We start from the raw sequence: 17,321 nt of genomic DNA on the forward strand, positions 1-17,321 counted from the left end.
CCCGCGAAAATAGACCGAAGCGCATCCGGCGCCACGGCTCGACCCTGCGCCTCCATGGCGCCTCGCATCGAATCAGACAGATTATTATAACACAGCACCGCCGCGACCGACCCGGGCGGCACGGAGACATGACCGATGAGATGGCTTCGCCGCGGCGCGATCGCGCTGGCCTGCCTCCTGCTGCTGCTCGTGGTGCTGGCCGGCGCCGGCCTGTGGTGGCTGCGCACCGGGGTGCCGGCCGAATCGGGGAGGACCGTCGTGCTCGACGGCCTGTCCGGCCCGGTCCGGATCTACCGCGACGGCCACGGCGTGCCGACGATCTTCGCCCAGAGCGACGGCGATGCCTATTTCGCCTTGGGCTATCTGCATGCCCGTGACCGGCTGTGGCAGATGGAGATGCAGCGCCGGATCGGCGCCGGCCGGCTGTCCGAACTGATCGGCGGGGCCGGGCTGCGGTTCGACAAGCTGATGCGGACACTCGGCATCTACCGCCTGGCGGAGGCGGATGTCGCCGCCCAGTCGCCGGAGATGCGCTCTGCCCTCGACCGCTACGCCGCCGGGGTCAATGCCTGGATCGACGGCCATCCCGGCGCGCTGCCACCCGAATTCACCCTGCTATGGACCCGGCCGGAGCAGTGGCGGCCAGCCGATTCGCTGGTCTGGAGCAAGCTGATGACGCTGCAGCTGTCGGCCAATTACCGCGACGAGATCCTGCGCGCCCAGGTAATCGCCAGGCTGGGGCCGGAGCGCGCCCACACCCTGTTCCCGGATCTCGGCGCGCTGCCGCCCGCCACCCTCTCCGCCCTCGACCGGGCCGCGCCGATGCTGACGGCGCTGGCCGAGGCGCTGCCGCCGCCGCTCGGGCCGCGCACCGCATCGAATGAATGGGTGGTCGGGCCCAGCCGCACCGACACCGGCGCGCCGATCCTGGCGAACGACCCGCATCTGGGGCTGAGCGCGCCGATCCTGTGGTACATGGCGCGGATCGAGACCCCGACCCTGTCGGTCGCCGGCGCCACCGTGCCCGGCGTGCCGCTGACCATCCTGGGCCAGAACCGGCGGATCGCCTGGGGCTTCACCACCACCGGCGCGGATGTGCAGGACCTGTTCCTGGAGACGGTCGACCCGGCCGACCCGAACCGCTACCGGACGCCGGAGGGCAGCGCCGCCTTCGAGACCCGGAGCGAGACCATCGCCGTCTCCGGCGGCGACCCGGTGACGCTGACCATCCGCGGCACGCGGCACGGGCCGGTGCTGTCCGACCTCGACCCCGGCATGGCCGAGCTGGCGGGCAAGGACAAGGTCGTCGCTCTCGCCTTCGCCGCCCTGGCCCCCGGCGACACCTCCGCCGATGCGCTGTACCGGCTGAATCGCGCCGGCACGTGGCCGGAGTTCCTGGCGGCGATGCGGTACTTCCGCGCCCCGATCCAGAACGTCATCTATGCCGATGGCGACGGCAACATCGGCTTCCTGGTCCCGGGGGCGATCCCGATCCGCCGCTCCGGCAACGGCAAGCTGCCGGCGGACGGCGCGTCGGGTGCCCAGGACTGGACCGGCACGATCCTGTTCGAGGCCCTGCCCCAGGCGCTGAACCCGCCCGGCGGCGTCATCGCCAACGCCAACAATGCCCCGGCCGGGCCGGGCTATCCCCATTACCTCGGCGACGGCTATGACGAGCCCTACCGCGCCCGCCGCATCGTCGAGCTGCTCGACGCCGACGGGCCGAACACGGTCGCACGCAGCCAGGCGATGCAGGCCGACACGCTGACCACCGAGGCGCGCGACCTGCTGCCGCTGATGACCGCGATCGCCCCCGCGGACGACCGCATGGCCAAGGCCCTGGCGCTGCTGCGCGGCTGGGACCTGCGGATGGACCGCAACCGGCCGGAGCCGCTGGTCTACATGGAATGGCTGCGGCGCTTCGCCCATGCCGTGTTCGACCCGCCGCTCGGCCCCCTGGCCGAGGACTATTTCGGGCTCCACCCGGCGGTTCTGGCGACGATCCTGACCCGCGACCCGTCCTGGTGCGGCGACGCTGCGGCCTCGGCCCCGCCGGCAGACTGCACGGCCCTGCTGCGGCAGACCCTGGGCGAGGCGCTGGCCGCGCTGGCGCAGCGCCACGGCGCCGACATCGCCGCCTGGCGCTGGGGCGCCGAGCACATCGCGCCGCTGAGCGCCCAGGTGCTGTCGCGCGTGCCGGTGATCGGCGGCCTGACCTCGCTGGCGATTCCGACCGATGGCGGGCCCTATACCCTGAACCGGGGCGCCACCACGATCACCAATCCGGAGGCGCCCTATGCCCACACGCATGGCGCCGGCTACCGCGCCGTCTACGACCTGGCCGACCGCGGCCGGTCGCGCTTCATGATCGCCACAGGCCAGTCCGGCAACCCGCTGTCGCCGCATTGGGGGGACCTGGTCGCGGATTGGCGAGACGGAAGATACTTGACGTTGTCCGGTGGCGAGGCTGATCTCGCCGCAGCCGGGGAGTCGCTGACGACCCTGCAGCCGCGCCAATGACAGGACCTCAGATGAGCCCCGCCCCGCTGCCGGTCACCATCGACGACATCCGCGCCGCCGCCGCGGCCCTCGAGGGCCAGGTGGCCCGGACGCCGGTCATCCCGGCGCCGCAACTGTCCGGCATCCTCGGCTGCGAGCTGTTCCTGAAGCTGGAGACGCTGCAGCGCACCGGCTCGTTCAAGGACCGCGGCGCCTACAACAAGCTGCGCTCGCTCGACAAGGCGCAGCGCAAGCGCGGCGTGGTCGCCATGTCGGCCGGCAACCACGCCCAGGGCGTCGCCTATCACGCCACCCGCCTGGGCATCCCGTCGACCATCGTGATGCCGACCTTCACCCCCTTCACCAAGGTGGCGAAGACCGAGGGCTACGGCGCCAAGGTGGTGCTGGTGGGCCAGACCCTCGACGACAGCATGAGCCATGCCCGCAAGCTGGTGGACGCGGAAGGGCTGACCCTGATCCACCCCTATGACGACCCCTACATCATCGCCGGCCAGGGCACGGCCGGGCTGGAGATCCTGGCCGACGTGCCGGACCTGGACGACCTGGTGGTGCCGATCGGCGGTGGCGGACTGATCTCCGGCATCGCCATCGCCGCCCGGTCGATCAGGCCGCAGGTCCGGATCACCGGGGTCGAGGCCGCGCTCTATGCCTCGATGAGCGACGCGGTGGCCGGCCGCACCGGCGTCTATGGCGGCGCCACCATCGCCGAGGGCATTGCGGTGAAGAGCCCGGGCGTGCTGACCCGGCAGATCATCGCGGCGCTGGTCGACGATATCGTCACGGTCGACGAGACGGTGCTGGAGCAGGGCGTGCACCAGCTGATGACCCAGCAGAAGCTGGTGGCCGAGGGCGCCGGCGCCGCCGGCATCGCCGGCCTGCTGGCGAATCCGGAGCGCTTCGCCGGGCGCAAGGTCGGCGTCGTCGTCTGCGGCGGGAACATCGACCCGCGCATCCTGGCCTCGATCCTGATGCGCGGCCTGGTGCGCAACGGGCAGATCGCCCGGCTGCGCATCGAGATCGAGGACTCGCCAGGGGTGCTGAGCCGGATCGCCGGCATCATCGGCGCCACCGGCGGCAACATCATCGAGACCTACCACCAGCGGCTGTTCTTCCAGATCCCGGTGAAGCGGGCCGACATCGACGTGGTGGTCGAGACCCGCGACCGGGCCCATGTCGACGTCATCATCGGCAAGCTGATGGAGGGGGGCTATCCGGCGACGCTGCTGAGCGACGTCGGGGCGTAGGGGGCGGCCGGCGCCGGGAACAGGGAACGCATGAAGCGCGTGCTGATCACCGGCATGTCCGGGACCGGGAAGACCGCGGTGATCCGGGAGCTGGTGGCGCGGGGGCATGACGCCCGCGACCTCGACACGCCGGAATGGTCCGAATGGGTCGATGCCGACCCCGCCGACACGCTGACGCCGGGCGAGGGCAAGGACTGGGTCTGGCGGGAGGACCGCGTCCGCGCCCTCTTGTCCGCGCCGCGGGACAGGCCGCTGTTCATCAGCGGCACCTGCGAGACTATGGGCGGGTTCCTACCCCTGATCGACGTCGTGATCCTGCTCTCCGCCCCGGTCGCGACGCTGCTCGAGCGGCTGGCTGCGCGCGGGCCCGACGGCTACGGCCATTCCGCGGAGGACCGGCGGAAGGTTGTCGAACTCGTGGCGACCATCGAGCCGCTGCTCCGCCAGTCCGCCGACCACGAGATCGACACGCGCCGGCCGGTCGCCGCCACCGTGGACGAGATCCTGCGGCTGACATGAGGCCGCGGTGGATTCCGTCCGCATGCCTTGTCATGGCGGGCCGGCATCCGAGTCGCTTGCCGACGATCCGGCACTGTGGTGCAGTATGGGGCATGAGGTTGGCCTCCCGGCCCAGGAGCGCTTGATGTCCGTCATCGACGGCAAGCTCGGTCGTCTGCAGCATTTCTACCGGTCGGGCCCCCTGCCCTGTCCCTATATCCCTGGTCGTGTCGAGCGCAAGCTGTTCACCCGGCTGAACGGCGGCGACGCGCGGGCGCTGAACACCACCCTGTCGCAGGCCGGGTTCCGGCGCAGCCACGACATCGTCTACCGGCCGGTCTGCCCCGGCTGCCGCGCCTGCGTGCCGGTGCGCATCCCGGTGGCGCGCTTCGCGCCCGGCCGCAGCATGCGCCGGGCCTGGACCGCCAATCTCGACCTCAGCCGCCGCTCGGCCCTGCCGATCGGCAGCGACGAACAGTTCGCCCTGTTCCTGCGCTACCAGCGGCACCGGCATGGCGACAGCGACATGGCGCGGATGTCGCGGGCCGATTACGGCAGCATGATCGAGGAAGGCAGCGGCAGCGCCGCGCTGATCGAGTTCCGCGACCCGACCGGCGCCCTGCGCGCGGCAGCGCTGGTCGACGTGCTGGAGGACGGTCTGTCCGCCGTCTACAGCTTCTACGACCCGGACGTGCCGGAGCGCAGCCTCGGCACCTATGTGATCCTGGCCCTGGTGGAGGAGGCGCGCCGGACCGGCCTCGACCACGTCTATCTCGGCTACTGGATCGCGCAGAGCCAGAAGATGGCCTATAAGGCCCGCTTCCAGCCGCTGGAAGCCCTCACTGACAATGGCTGGATGACGCTCGATCCGGACGTGTGAGCCGCCGCCCTTCCCCGCGACGCAGCAGAAGCCGGTAGAGACGACGCTCGGGCCACCGCCGATGCCAATCGCCGGTTGGTCTCGCGCGCGAAAGCTGATATTTCGCAGCAGCGAATTGCATCGATCCAATCAACGGCGCTGAAGCGTACAAGAAACGGGGAGGTCAGATGGGGGCTTTGCTGGGTGCCAGCCGCGTCATCGACGCGGTGAACGGCTGGGTCGGACGGACCGTATCCTGGCTCGTGCTCGCCGCCATCCTGGTCAGCGCCGGCAACGCCATCCTGCGGAAGGCCTTCTCGCTCAGCTCCAACGCCTGGCTGGAGCTGCAATGGTACCTGTTCTCCGCGGTCTTCCTGCTGGCCGCGGGCTACACGCTGCTGAAGGGCGAGCACGTCAAGGTCGACATCCTCTACGGCCGCTGGTCGCGCCACACCCAGATCTGGATCGAGATCTTCGGCACCTTGTTCTTCCTTCTGCCCTTCTGCGTCGTCGCCATCCTGTACTCCTGGCCGATTGTGGTGGACAAGTTCGCCAGCGGCGAGACGTCGGGCAACGCCAATGGCCTGATCCGGTGGCCGGTCTGGGCCCTGATCCCGGCCGGCTTCATCCTGCTCACGCTGCAGGGCCTGTCGGAGCTGATCAAGCGGATCGCCATCCTGTCGGGCCGCATTCCCGACATCGTCCAAGCGCACGGCCACGAGGCCGACCCGCTCTGAGCCGGCCCACCAGCACCTGAAAGCTTGTCCGCATGTCGCAGTTCCTGATCGAGAACATGGCGCCGCTCATGTTCGCCGCGCTGGTGGTCGTGCTGCTGCTCGGCTACTCGGTCGCCTTCTCCCTGGCCGCCGTCGGCTTCGTGTTCTATCTGGTCGGCGTCGAGCTCGGCGTCCTGCAGTTCAACCTGCTCGGGGCGATCCCGGACCGGTTCTACCAGCAGATGGAGAACGAGACGCTGCTGGCGATCCCGTTCTTCACCTTCATGGGGCTGATCCTCGAACGCAGCGGCATGGCCGAGGACCTGCTGGACACGATCGGCCAGCTGTTCGGCCCGGTCCGCGGCGGCCTGGCCTATGCGGTGATCTTCGTCGGCGCCCTTCTCGCCGCCACCACCGGCGTGGTCGCTGCCTCGGTGATCTCGATGGGGCTGATCTCGCTGCCGATCATGCTGCGCTATGGCTATGACCGGTCGCTCGCCTCCGGCGTCATCGCCGCCTCGGGCACGCTGGCGCAGATCATCCCGCCCAGCCTGGTGCTGATCATCATGGCCGACCAGCTCGGAAAGTCGGTCGGCGACATGTATAAGGGCGCGCTGCTGCCGGGCCTCATCCTGACCGGCCTCTACACCGGCTACATCCTGATCATGACGATCATCCGGCCGAACAGCGCGCCGGCGCTGCCACTCGAGGCGCGGACGCTGCGAGGCCTGGCGCTGGCTGGCCGGGTTGTCACCTCGCTGATTCCGCCCCTGGTGCTGATCTTCCTGGTGCTGGGCACGATCTTCCTCGGCATTGCCACGCCGACCGAGGGCGGGGCCATGGGTGCGGTCGGGTCGCTGGTACTGGCAGCGCTCAACCGGCGCCTGAATTGGACGATGATCCGCCAGGCGCTGGACACCACGACCAAGCTGTCCGCCTTCGTGCTGTTCATCCTGCTCGGCGCCCGCGTCTTCTCGCTGACCTTCTACGGCGTCGGCGGCAATCTCTGGGTCGAGCACCTGATGACCTCGGTGCCGGGCGGCGTCATCGGCTTCCTGATCGTCGCCAACCTCCTGGTCTTCGTGCTGGCCTTCTTTCTCGACTATTTCGAGCTGGCCTTCATCATCGTGCCGCTGCTGGGGGCCGCGGCCGCCAGCTTGGGCATCGACCTGATCTGGTTCGGCGTGCTGCTGGCGGTCAACATGCAGACCTCCTTCATGCACCCGCCCTTCGGCTTCTCGCTGTTCTACCTGCGCTCGGTGGCCCCGAACCGGGCCTATCGCGACAAGGTCACGGGGCGGACGATCGCGCCGGTGACGACGGGCCAGATCTATATGGGCGCCATTCCCTTCGTGGTGATCCAGGTCCTGATGGTCGCGATCGTGATCGCCTTCCCGGGGCTGGTGACCCACTACAAGTCGGGCCAGGTCGAGGCCGATCCGACCTCGATCAACATCAACGTGCCGATGCCGGGCGTCGACGGCGCCAATCCGTTCGGCGCCCCGGCCGCGCCCGATTTCGGCACCCCGCCGCCGCCGGATTTCGGCGCCCCGCCGGCTCCCGGCGGCCAGCCCGCGCCCACTCCAGCTCCAGCCCAGCCCGGCGACCCGCTGCCCCCGCCCGACTTCAAGTAACCAAGAGAAAGGGCCGGTCCCGCAAAGGACCGACCCCTCTTCCGTTCAGCGAACGGTCGGGTTACTTCCCGGCCGCCTGCTGGGCGTAGACGTAGCTGTCATAGGTGTATTCGGCGACGCGGAACCACTGATAGGCCTCGCCGCGGAACTTCTTCCAGGGCTCATAGATCGCCTTCCAATTGGCGTTCGAGGCCGACAGCTCGTCATAGAGCTTGAAGGACTCGACATAGGCGGCGTCGAGCACGTCGCGCGGCAGCGGGCGCAGTTGCACGCCCTTGCCGACCAAGCTGCGGATCGCCGCGATGTTCTTCACGTCGTACAGCGCCAGCATGTTGAAGTTGGCAATCTCGGTGGCCACCGCCAGCGCCTTCTTGTAGCTGTCCGGCAGGGCCTCGTACTTCTCCTTGTTGAACAGGAAATGCACGGTCGGGCCGCCTTCCCAGAAGGCCGGGTAGTAGTAGAACTTGGCGACCTGGTAGAAGCCGAGCTTCTCGTCGTCATAGGGGCCGACCCATTCGGTGGCGTCGATCGTGCCCCGCTCCAGCGCCGGGTAGATGTCGCCGCCGGCGATCTGCTGCGGCACCACGCCGATGCGCTCGACCACCCGGCCGGCGAGGCCGGCGATGCGCATCTTCAGGCCCTTCACATCGGCCAGCGACTTGACCTCGTTGCGGAACCAGCCGCCCATCTGGGTGCCGGTGTTGCCGCCGGGGAAGCCGACCACGCCGTAATTGCCGAAGAAGGTGTTCAGCAGCTCGTTGCCGCCGCCGTGATACAGCCAGGCGTTCTGCTGGCGGGCGTTCAGTCCGAAGGGCAGCGCCGAGCCGATGGCGAAGGTCGGGTCCTTGCCGACATAGTAGTAGGCCACGGTGTGCGCCGCCTCGACCGTGCCGTTCTGGGTGGCGTCCAGCGCCTGCAGGCCGGGCACCAGCTCGCCCGCCGGGAAGACCTGGGTCTGGAACTTGCCGTCGGTCAGGTCGGACAGCGTCTTCGACAGCACGTCGGCGCCGCCATAGATGGTGTCGAGCGACTTCGGGAAGCTCGACGCCAGACGCCATTTGACCTCGGGCTTGTCCTGCGCGATCGCCGGCGCCGCCAGCGGCGCGGCCGCCAGGCCCACCCCCGCGGTCGCGATGAAATTCCGCCGCTTCATATACGGGCTCTCCCCCCTGTTCGCATCGAGCGTGGTTTCCGCAAGCCGCCGCGGTCGTCCGCCGCGGCGCTGCTGCCATCTAATGAAACTCGGAGATGGGACGCAACGACGCAGAAGCGGCGTTGCGTCCTTTTGGTCTCAGGCGCCGCGGCGCTGGGCCAGGCCGTCGATCTGGGCCAGCAGCAGGCCGGCCAGGGCGCCCTTGAGGATTGCCGCCGGGATGAACGGCACCAGGCCGGCAGAGATCGCCGCCGCCGGGCCGACCAGCACGGCGAGCCAAGCGACGCCGGTGATGAAGGGGATCAGCGAAGCGACGGCGATGGCCGCGGCCATGCCGACGAGGCTGCGGGTCCAGCCGCGCTCCACCGCCAGGCCCATCAGCGCGGCCGAGGCCACGAAGCCGACGAGGTAGCCCGCGGTCGGGCCGGCGAAATAGGCCGGGCCGGCGGCGAGGCCGGCGAAGACCGGCAGGCCGGCGAGGCCCTCGGCCAGATAGGCCAGCATGGTCAGGCCGCCGAGGCGCCAGCCAGTGGCGCCGCCGATCAGCAGCACCACCGCGGTCTGCATCGTCATCGGCACCGGGTAGAACGGCACCTGGATCTTGGCCGACAGCGCCATCAGCGCCGTGCCCAGCACCACTAGCACGGCAGAGCGCAGCAGGCCCGACTGGCCGTCGGCGCGCCACAGCGAGAGCATCGGGGGAAGGGTGCGGGTGGTCATGTCAGGACTCCGGTTGTCTTCTTCTGAAGTCGTCATCCCCGCGAAAGCGGGGATCTCTCGCCAGTTCTACCCGAAGAGATTCCCGCTTGCGCGGGAATGACGATAGAGGGGTTGGTTTTATGAGAACCTGTTGTTCTGCGGGAAGCCGCGCGGCGGCAGGTTGCCGGTGCGGCCGCGGGCGGTGACCGGGATCTCCGGCTCGGTCCGGGTGCGGCCGCCGCCCATCTGCCAGATCAGCCCCTCCTCGCGCTTGAAGGTGGTCAGGTCCGACAGCGCGGCGCCGTGGTACTTCTGCAGCGTCACGCCCTTGCCGCGCGACATCTCCGGCAGCTCGGACAGCGGGAAGCACAGCAGGCGCCGGTTGGTGCCGACCACCGCCACGGTGTCGCCGGTGATCGGGCGGCAGACCGCCGCCTTGGCGCCGTCGTTCAGGTTCAGCACCTGCTTGCCGGCCCGGGTCTGGGCGATCACGTCGCTCTCCGGCACCACGAAGCCGCGGCCGTCGGTCGAGGCCAGCACCAGCTTGCGGCCCGGCACATGGGCCAGCAGCGCGACGATGTCGGCATCGTTGGCGAGGTCGACCATCATCCGCACCGGCTCGCCGAAGCCGCGGCCGCGCGGCAGCTTGTCGGCCCCCAGCGTGTAGAAACGGCCGTCGCTGCCGAACAGCAGGATCTTGTCGGTGGTCTCGGCCTGCAGCACGAAGCCTTCGGCGTCGCCGTCCTTGTACTTGATCTCGGCCGGCTCGAGGCCGTGGCCGCGCAGGGCCCGGATCCAGCCCTTCTCCGACAGGAATACGGTGATCGGCTCGCGCTCGATCTGCGGCTCGATCGAGACCACCACGGCCGAGGGCGGCTCGCCGATCTTGGTGCGGCGGCGGCCGAGCTCGGTGTCCTGGCCGAAGCGCTTCTTGATCTGCCCGATCTCGGCCGCGATCGATTTCCAGCGCTTGCCCTCGTCGGCCAGCAACGCCAGCAGGTCGTCGCGCTCGCCCGACAGGCCGTCGAACTCGCGCCGGATCTCCATCTCCTCGAGCTTGCGCAAGGACCGCAGCCGCATGTCGAGGATGGCGTCGGCCTGCAGCTCGGTCAGGCTGAAGCGCGCCATCAGCCCCTGCTTCGGCTCGTCCTCCTCGCGGATGATGCGGATCACCTCGTCGAGGTCGAGGAAGACGATCAGGTAGCCGCTCAGGATCTCCAGCCGCCGCTCGATCTTGGCCAGCCGGTGGCGCGACCGCCGCTCCAGCACCTCGTGCCGGTGGTCGAGGAAGGCGCGGCAGACATCCTTCAACCCCATGACCCGCGGGACGTTGGCGGCGTCCAGCACATTCATGTTCAGGCTGAAGCGGGTCTCCAGCTCGGTCAGCCGGAACAGCTGCTCCATCAGCATGTCGGCTTCGACATTGCGGCTCTTCGGCACCAGGATGATGCGGACATCCTCGGCCGATTCGTCGCGCACATCCTCCAAGGTCGACAGCTTCTTGGCGGTGACGATCTCGGCCAGCTTCTCGATCAGCCGCGACTTCTGCACCTGGTACGGGATCTCGGTGACCACGATCTGGTACAGGCCGAGCGGCTGCTTCTCGATCTCCCAGCGCGCCCGGACGCGGAAGGCGCCGCGGCCGGTGGCGTAGGCCTCGCGGATCGCCGCGGCGGATTCGACCAGCTCGCCGCCGGTCGGGAAGTCCGGGCCCTGGACCACGGTCAGCAGGTCGTCGACCGTGGCCGCGGGTCGCTTGATCAGAATCTGCAGCGCGTCGCAGATCTCGCCGACATTGTGCGGCGGGATCGAGGTCGCCATGCCGACCGCGATGCCCTGGCTGCCATTGGCCAGCAGGTTCGGGAAGGCGGCCGGCAGCACCACCGGCTCGCGCCCTTCGCCGTCATAGGTCTCGCGGAAATCGACCGCGTCGTCGTCGATCCCTTCCAGCAGCGCCTCGGCGACGGCGGTCAGCCGGGCCTCGGTGTAGCGCATCGCCGCGGCGTTATCGCCGTCGATGTTGCCGAAATTGCCCTGGCCGTCGACCAGCCGGTAGCGCTGGGCGAAGTCCTGCGCCATGCGCACCAGCGCGTCGTAGATCGAGGCGTCGCCATGCGGGTGGTACTGACCGATGACGTCGCCGACCACACGGGCCGATTTCTTCGGCGGCGTGGTCGAGGCCAGGCGCAGCTGCCGCATCGCGTAGAGCAGCCGGCGGTGCACCGGCTTCAGCCCGTCGCGGACATCGGGCAGCGAGCGCGAGGTGATGGTCGACAGCGCGTAGTTGAGATATCGGGTGCTCAGCGCGTCGTGCAGCGGCACCGGCAGGATCGACTCGGAAGGCTTGCTGGTCATGTCCGTGATTCTAGCGCAACGGCGCGGCCGACCGAAGCGCGCTTCGACGGTACGCCTCGACAAACCGGGTCCGCGCCTCGGGCGGCGCCTTCCCGGCCTGGGCGAAGAGGTGGCGGTCGACGAAATGCCCGGTCAGGGCCAACCCCTCGGCCATCGCGGCGGGGGTCGGCGGCTCGCGCCCGGTCAGGAATCCGGGCAGCGGCAGCAGCCGGTCGCGATACGGCCCGGCGGCGGAGAGCGACACCGCCCTGCCCGTCCGCGGGCTGATGAAGGCGAGATGGTCGTTGCTGCCGGTCACGGCGCAGCGCGAGACGTCGAGGCCGAAGCCGAGCACGCCGAGCAGCCCGACCTCCCACTGCACATAGGCGGCGTCCCAATGCGGCGTGGTCAGCGTGTCGAGGAAGGCCAGCGTGCCGTCATAGACCGCCGGCAGCGGCTGCCGCTCGGCCAAAGCGGCGTCGAGCACGGCGCAGGCCGAGACCAGGGCCAGGAGCCGCAGCGGCTCGTCCATGATCGCGGCGGCCGGGGTGCGGTCGACCTCGATCGTCCAGGTGCCGAGATGGTCGGCTAGCCGGCCGCGCCACTGCGCCGAGACCAGCGTGCCGGGCGGCAGCTGGGCCCGCCGGCGCTGGCCGTGGACGACGCCCAGATGCCGGCCGTGCTCGCGGGTCAGCACGCCGGTGATCAGCGCCGCCTCGCCATGCGGGCGGACGGTCAGGACGATGCCGTCGTCGCGCCAGTCCACATCATGCCCCGTCCAAGCTCATCCCGACCGTATAGCACGAAACGGGAACATCTGAACCTGTGGATTGAGCGCCCCCTCTTCCTGTCATGCCCGGGCTTGACCCGGGCATCCAGGGAATGTCGATGCCGCTCTGGGTGGCCCCTGGATTGCCGCGTCAAGCGCGGCAATGACAGGAGAGGTTTCGGTCAGGCGTCGTAATCAAGCCCCCAGACTGAGTACCGCGCCGGGTCGTCGAGCCAGTTCTCGCGCACCTTGACGAACAGCGACAGGTGCACGCGCTGCTCGGTGATCTCCTCCAGCTCCAGCCGGGCGGCGGTGCCGATCGCCTTGATCATCTGGCCACCGCGCCCGAGCACGATCGCCTTCTGGCCGTCGCGCTGGACATAGATGATCTGGGAGATGCGGACGCTGCCGTCCGGCTGCTCCTCCCAGTCCTCGGTCTCGACCGCGACCGCGTAGGGCAGCTCCTGCTGCAGCCGCAGGAACAGCTTTTCGCGCGTGATCTCGGCCGCCAGGAGACGCATCGGCATGTCCGAGACCTGGTCCTCCGGGAACAGCCAGGGCCCCTCGGGCAGGTGCCCGGCCAGGTGGCGGCGCAGGTCGCCGACGCCGCTGCCGGTCAGGGCCGAGATCATGAAGGTGTCGCTGAACACGCCCGAGGCGTTCAGGTCGGCGGCCAGCGTCAGCAGCACCTCGTGCCGGACGGCGTCGATCTTGTTCAGGATCAGGATCGCCTTGCGCTGGGTCTGGGCCAGCTTCGCGACGATGCCGCGGGTCTCCTCGCGCACGCCCTTCAGCGACGAATCGACCAGCAGCAGCACCAGGTCGCCCTCGGCCGCCCCGGCCCAGGCGGCGGCGACCATGGCGCGGTCGAGCCGCCGGCGCGGCTTGAAGATGCCGGGGGTGTCGACGAACACGATCTGGGTGGCGCCCTCGGTGAGGATGCCGAGCACCCGGCTGCGCGTGGTCTGCACCTTCGGCGAGACGATCGCGACCTTGGTGCCGACCAGGGTGTTGAGCAGGGTCGACTTGCCGGCGTTGGGGGCGCCGATCAGGGCGACGAACCCGCAGCGCGTCGCAGCTTCGGTCATGCGGAGAGCCTTTGCAGGAGGGCGGCGGCGGCGTCGCGCTCGGCCACCCGTTTCGACGGGCCGCTGGCGCTGGCGGCCGGCTGGCCTTCGATCTCGACCCGGATCTCGAAGACCGGCAGGTGGTCGCTGCCGCCGCGCGACACCTCGACATAGCGCGGCAGCTTCAGGCCGCGGGCGAGCGCCCATTGCTGCAGCGCCGATTTCGGGTCCTGCGGCGGCGCCGCGTTCTGGACGATGAAGCCGGCCCAGGCCTGGCGGATGAAGCCGGCCGCCGCCGCCAGCCCGCCGTCGCGGTAGAGCGCGCCGATCACGGCCTCGCAGGCATCGGCCAGGATGGTCGGGTTCTCGCGGCCGGCCACCTCCTCGCCCGGCGACAGCACGAGATGGCGGCCGAGCCCGATCGCCTGGGCCACCTCGACCAGCGCCTCGCGCCGCACCAGGGCGACATGGCGCTTGGCGATGGCGCCCTCGGCCTCCTTCGGGAAGCGCTCGAGCAGCCATTCGGCGATGACCAGGCCGAGCACCCGGTCGCCGAGGAACTCCAGCCGCTCATAGCCGTGCTTGGCCACGCGTCGCTTCTGGCCGCTGACGCTGGGATGCGTCAGCGCCTCGACCAGCAGCATCGGCTCGCGGAAGGCGTGGCCGAGCCGCCGGGCGAATGCGTCGAGGCCCTCTTCGGTCCCGGAGATCAGTGGATCCCCGTGAACATGCGGCTGAAGCGGAGCGCGAACGGCCATTTCCAGACCTGCCAGAAGCTGGCGTCGTCGAGGCTGAACCACAGGAACTCGGCGCGCCCGACGAAGTTCTCGACCGGCACGTAGCCGACATCGGCCCGGCTGTCCAAGCTGTTGTCGCGGTTGTCGCCCATCATGAAGTAGTGGCCAGGCGGCACCTCGTATTCCGGGGTGTCGTCGTAGCGCTGGGTGTCGTCGATCTCCAGGATTCGGTGATCGACCGGCGCGGCTCCGTCGGTGCCCGGCAGCGTCTCGATGTACTGGTGGTACAGGATACGCTGCCCGTACTGGGTCATCACGAAGGGCTCGATCTCGCGGCGCTCGGCCATCTGGCCGTTGATGTAGAGCCGCCCGCCGGTGACCTTGACGCGGTCGCCGGGCAGGCCGATCACGCGCTTGACGTAGTCGATCGAGGTGTCCTTCGGCAGACGGAACACGGCGACGTCGCCGCGGGCCGGCGGGCTGCCGAGGATACGGCCGTCGAACAGCGGCAGGCCGAAGGCGATCGTCTGGGCGCTGTAGCCGTAGGAGAATTTCGACACGAACAGGTAGTCGCCCACCAGCAGCGTCGGGATCATCGAGCCGGACGGGATGTTGAACGGCTCGAAGGCGACCGTGCGGATGCCGAAGGCGATCGCGATCGCATAGACCACGGTCAGGATGGTCTCGACCCATCCGCCCTTCTTCTTCGACATGTCGATCGACTTCTGGTGCTGGCTCATGGCGCCCCTGTATGGTCCGGCGGCGGAGGGAAATCAATCACCGGCAGGGGCGACGTGGTCGCAGCCGCACCGGACGGGGGAAGGTCAGCGGCTGCGGGCACGATCCACCGCGCTGATCACAGGCATGGCGCGGAGGGCCGCGATGATGTTGGTCAGGTGCTTGACGTCCTTGACGTCGATGTCGATCAGGATCTCGAAGAAGTCGACCGAGCGGCTGGTGATCTTGAGATTGGTGATGTTGCCGCCGTTCTTGCCGATCACCGTGGTCAGCGTGCCCAGGCTGCCCGGCTCGTTGCTGATCGTCACCTGGATCCGGCCGACATGGTCGTCGACGGCGTCGGCGCCGGCGTCCCAGCTGACGTCCAGCCAGCGCTCCGGCGCGTTGTAGAAGCTTTCCAGCGTGTCGCAGTCGATGGTGTGGATGGTCACGCCCTTGCCGGTGGTGACGATGCCGACGATGCGGTCGCCCGGGATCGGGTGGCAGCAGCGGGCATAGTGCACGGCGAGGTTCGGGATCAGGCCGCGGATCGGGATCGCGCCAGGGCCGCCGCCGGTGGCGGCCTTGCGCGGCCGGGTCAGCGGCACGACCTTGCCGGACCGCTCCTTCTCCTGCTGCACCTGGGCGCGGTGGCCCGGGAACACGGCGTGGAACACGTCGCGCGCGCCGAGCACCCCGGCGCCGACATTGGCCATGATGTCGGCGGGCTCGCCGGCCTTGAAGATCTTGAGCACGCCTTCCAGCGCCTTGTCAGAGAACTCGTAGCCCTCCTGCCGGAACACGCCCTGCAGCATCGAGCGGCCGAGCTTGGCGTGCTCGTCATGCTGCTGGGCGCGGATGAAGCGTCGGATGCAGGCCCGCGCCTTGCCGGTGGCGACGAAGCGCTCCCATTCCGGCGACGGCGTCGAGGTCTTCGAGGTGATGATCTCGACCTGGTCGCCGTTCTGCAGCAGGTGGCGCAGCGTCACCATCCGGCCGTTGACCCGGGCACCGACGCAGGTGTCGCCGATCTGGCTGTGCACGGCATAGGCGAAGTCGACCGGCGTCGCGCCCTGCGGCAGGGCGATCACCGCGCCCTTCGGGGTGAAGCAGAACACCTGGTCCTGGAACAGGGCCAGCTTGGTGTGCTCCAGGAACTCCTCGGGCTTCTGCGCCTGGTCGACGATGTCGAGCAGGTCGCGCAGCCAGCGGTACTGGGTGCCGTCCTGGTTCCGCTCGTCCTGCTTGTAGGCCCAGTGCGCGGCGACGCCGAGCTCCGCGATCTCCTGCATGTCGCCGGTGCGGATTTGGACCTCGATGCGTTGCCGCATCGGCCCGATCACGGCGGTGTGCAGCGACCGGTAGCCGTTCGGCTTCGGCGTCGAGATGTAGTCCTTGAAGCGGCCGGGCAGCGAGGCGTAGCGGCCGTGGATCAGGCCCAGCGCGTGGTAGCAGTCGCCCTCAGTCTCGACCACGATCCGGAACGCCATGATGTCGGTCAGCTGCTCGAACGCCATGTTCTTGCGCTGCATCTTGCGCCAGATCGAATAGGGGCGCTTCTCGCGGCCGAGGACGGCGGCCTTGAGCCCGCCCTCCTCCAGCACCCGCTGCAGCTCGGCGATGATCTTGGAGACGACGTCCTGGCTTTCCTCGCGCAGCTGGGCCAGGCGGCGGACGATGCTCTCGCGCGCATCGGGGTGGAGCTGGGCGAAGGCCAGGTCCTCCAGTTCCTCCTGCATGCCGTGCATGCCGATGCGCTCGGCGAGGGGCGCGTAGATCTCCAGCGTCTCGCGGGCGATCCGGCGGCGCTTCTCCTCGTTGTTGAAGGCGCCGAGGGTGCGCATGTTGTGCAGCCGGTCCGCCAGCTTGACCAGCAGCACCCGGATGTCCTTGGACATCGCCAGCACCAGCTTGCGGAAATTCTCCGCCTGCTTGGACTGGTCGCTCTGCAGCTCCAGCTTCGACAGCTTGGTGACGCCATCGACCAGCTGCGCCGTCTCGCGCCCGAACAGGCCCTCGAGCTCGCTCAGCGTCGCGCCGGTGTCCTCGACCGTATCGTGCAGGAGGCCGGTGACGATCGAGCCAGTGTCGAGCTTCATGCCGGCGAGGATGCCGGCGACCTCGATCGGATGGACGAAATAGGGGTCGCCGGAGGCGCGTTTCTGCGAGCCGTGCGCCTTCATCGAATAGACATAGGCGCGGTTGATCAGGTCCTCGTCCGCCGACGGATCGTAGGCCTTGACCCGCTCGACCAGCTCGTATTGGCGGATCATGCCGCGCCCCGCCACCGATCCATAAACCATTCTCCCGGACGGACGGCCCAGCGCCCGTCCGGACAATATGTTGAACCAGAATCCGCCGCGTTGTGGATCAA

Annotated in this window: 14 protein-coding genes; 6 read left to right on the forward strand and 8 right to left on the reverse strand. The window is 69.2% G+C overall.

All coding sequences use genetic code 11. From position 1 onward, the window contains the following. The first annotated feature begins 135 nt into the window (after positions 1-135). The 6 genes from AAHM41_RS03295 (at position 136) to AAHM41_RS03320 (ending at position 7,471) form a co-directional block, all read left to right on the forward strand. Positions 136-2,520 carry a penicillin acylase family protein gene (locus AAHM41_RS03295; RefSeq protein ID WP_342235076.1) on the forward strand — a complete coding sequence of 795 codons (2,385 nt, stop codon included), beginning with the start codon at positions 136-138 and terminating at the stop codon, positions 2,518-2,520. 11 nt (positions 2,521-2,531) lie between these two features. After that, positions 2,532-3,764 carry a threonine ammonia-lyase gene (locus AAHM41_RS03300; RefSeq protein ID WP_342235077.1) on the forward strand — a complete coding sequence of 411 codons (1,233 nt, stop codon included), beginning with the start codon at positions 2,532-2,534 and terminating at the stop codon, positions 3,762-3,764. A gap of 30 nt (positions 3,765-3,794) precedes the next feature. Next, positions 3,795-4,283, forward strand: coding sequence for an AAA family ATPase (locus AAHM41_RS03305; RefSeq protein ID WP_342235078.1), 489 nt, complete (start codon positions 3,795-3,797; stop codon positions 4,281-4,283). Positions 4,284-4,407: 124 nt separating this feature from the next. Then, on the forward strand, positions 4,408-5,142 hold the full coding sequence (locus tag AAHM41_RS03310; RefSeq protein WP_342235079.1) for an arginyltransferase: 735 nt from the start codon (positions 4,408-4,410) through the stop codon (positions 5,140-5,142). Positions 5,143-5,309: 167 nt separating this feature from the next. Beyond that, positions 5,310-5,858, forward strand: a complete 549-nt coding sequence (locus AAHM41_RS03315) for a TRAP transporter small permease subunit (protein WP_342235080.1) — start codon at positions 5,310-5,312, stop codon at positions 5,856-5,858. Between the two features lie 32 nt (positions 5,859-5,890). Beyond that, positions 5,891-7,471 (forward strand): TRAP transporter large permease, encoded by a 1,581-nt coding sequence (locus tag AAHM41_RS03320; protein ID WP_342235081.1) that lies wholly within the window; start codon positions 5,891-5,893, stop codon positions 7,469-7,471. A 61-nt stretch (positions 7,472-7,532) separates the two neighbouring features. Here the strand turns inward: AAHM41_RS03320 and AAHM41_RS03325 are convergent, their stop codons facing one another. From AAHM41_RS03325 to AAHM41_RS03360, 8 genes are all read right to left on the reverse strand, one after another. Next, entirely contained in the window at positions 7,533-8,624 is a 1,092-nt protein-coding gene (locus tag AAHM41_RS03325; protein ID WP_342235082.1) for a TRAP transporter substrate-binding protein, read from the reverse strand. A gap of 138 nt (positions 8,625-8,762) precedes the next feature. Next, on the reverse strand, positions 8,763-9,344 hold the full coding sequence (locus AAHM41_RS03330; protein ID WP_342235083.1) for a biotin transporter BioY: 582 nt from the start codon (positions 9,342-9,344) through the stop codon (positions 8,763-8,765). A 117-nt stretch (positions 9,345-9,461) separates the two neighbouring features. After that, positions 9,462-11,678, reverse strand: coding sequence for a DNA topoisomerase IV subunit A (parC, locus tag AAHM41_RS03335; protein WP_342235084.1), 2,217 nt, complete (start codon positions 11,676-11,678; stop codon positions 9,462-9,464). A 10-nt stretch (positions 11,679-11,688) separates the two neighbouring features. Continuing rightward, positions 11,689-12,423, reverse strand: a complete 735-nt coding sequence (recO, locus tag AAHM41_RS03340; RefSeq protein ID WP_342235085.1) for a DNA repair protein RecO — start codon at positions 12,421-12,423, stop codon at positions 11,689-11,691. A gap of 185 nt (positions 12,424-12,608) precedes the next feature. Continuing rightward, positions 12,609-13,514, reverse strand: a complete 906-nt coding sequence (gene era / locus AAHM41_RS03345; protein ID WP_342235086.1) for a GTPase Era — start codon at positions 13,512-13,514, stop codon at positions 12,609-12,611. Continuing rightward, positions 13,511-14,251, reverse strand: coding sequence for a ribonuclease III (gene rnc / locus AAHM41_RS03350; protein ID WP_342235087.1), 741 nt, complete (start codon positions 14,249-14,251; stop codon positions 13,511-13,513). The genes era and rnc overlap by 4 nt, the downstream gene beginning before the upstream one ends. Beyond that, complete coding sequence (lepB, locus tag AAHM41_RS03355; protein WP_342235088.1) at positions 14,203-14,970, reverse strand: signal peptidase I; 768 nt, start codon at positions 14,968-14,970, stop codon at positions 14,203-14,205. Before lepB ends, rnc begins: the two co-directional genes overlap by 49 nt. An 84-nt stretch (positions 14,971-15,054) precedes the next feature. After that, positions 15,055-17,220 carry a RelA/SpoT family protein gene (locus AAHM41_RS03360; RefSeq protein WP_342235110.1) on the reverse strand — a complete coding sequence of 722 codons (2,166 nt, stop codon included), beginning with the start codon at positions 17,218-17,220 and terminating at the stop codon, positions 15,055-15,057. Positions 17,221-17,321 lie beyond the last annotated feature (101 nt).

This window comes from Inquilinus sp. OTU3971 (assembly GCF_038440215.1).

Bases quoted from the DNA above. Each gene is read 5' to 3' on its own strand.
- AAHM41_RS03295 (WP_342235076.1), top strand. From the start codon at position 136: ATGAGATGGCTTCGCCGCGGCGCGATCGCGCTGGCCTGCCTCCTGCTG.
- AAHM41_RS03300 (WP_342235077.1), top strand. From the start codon at position 2,532: ATGAGCCCCGCCCCGCTGCCGGTCACCATCGACGACATCCGCGCCGCC.
- AAHM41_RS03305 (WP_342235078.1), top strand. From the start codon at position 3,795: ATGAAGCGCGTGCTGATCACCGGCATGTCCGGGACCGGGAAGACCGCG.
- AAHM41_RS03310 (WP_342235079.1), top strand. From the start codon at position 4,408: ATGTCCGTCATCGACGGCAAGCTCGGTCGTCTGCAGCATTTCTACCGG.
- AAHM41_RS03315 (WP_342235080.1), top strand. From the start codon at position 5,310: ATGGGGGCTTTGCTGGGTGCCAGCCGCGTCATCGACGCGGTGAACGGC.
- AAHM41_RS03320 (WP_342235081.1), top strand. From the start codon at position 5,891: ATGTCGCAGTTCCTGATCGAGAACATGGCGCCGCTCATGTTCGCCGCG.
- AAHM41_RS03325 (WP_342235082.1), bottom strand. From the start codon at position 8,624: ATGAAGCGGCGGAATTTCATCGCGACCGCGGGGGTGGGCCTGGCGGCC.
- AAHM41_RS03330 (WP_342235083.1), bottom strand. From the start codon at position 9,344: ATGACCACCCGCACCCTTCCCCCGATGCTCTCGCTGTGGCGCGCCGAC.
- parC (WP_342235084.1), bottom strand. From the start codon at position 11,678: ATGACCAGCAAGCCTTCCGAGTCGATCCTGCCGGTGCCGCTGCACGAC.
- era (WP_342235086.1), bottom strand. From the start codon at position 13,514: ATGACCGAAGCTGCGACGCGCTGCGGGTTCGTCGCCCTGATCGGCGCC.
- rnc (WP_342235087.1), bottom strand. From the start codon at position 14,251: ATGGCCGTTCGCGCTCCGCTTCAGCCGCATGTTCACGGGGATCCACTG.
- lepB (WP_342235088.1), bottom strand. From the start codon at position 14,970: ATGAGCCAGCACCAGAAGTCGATCGACATGTCGAAGAAGAAGGGCGGA.
- AAHM41_RS03360 (WP_342235110.1), bottom strand. From the start codon at position 17,220: ATGATCCGCCAATACGAGCTGGTCGAGCGGGTCAAGGCCTACGATCCG.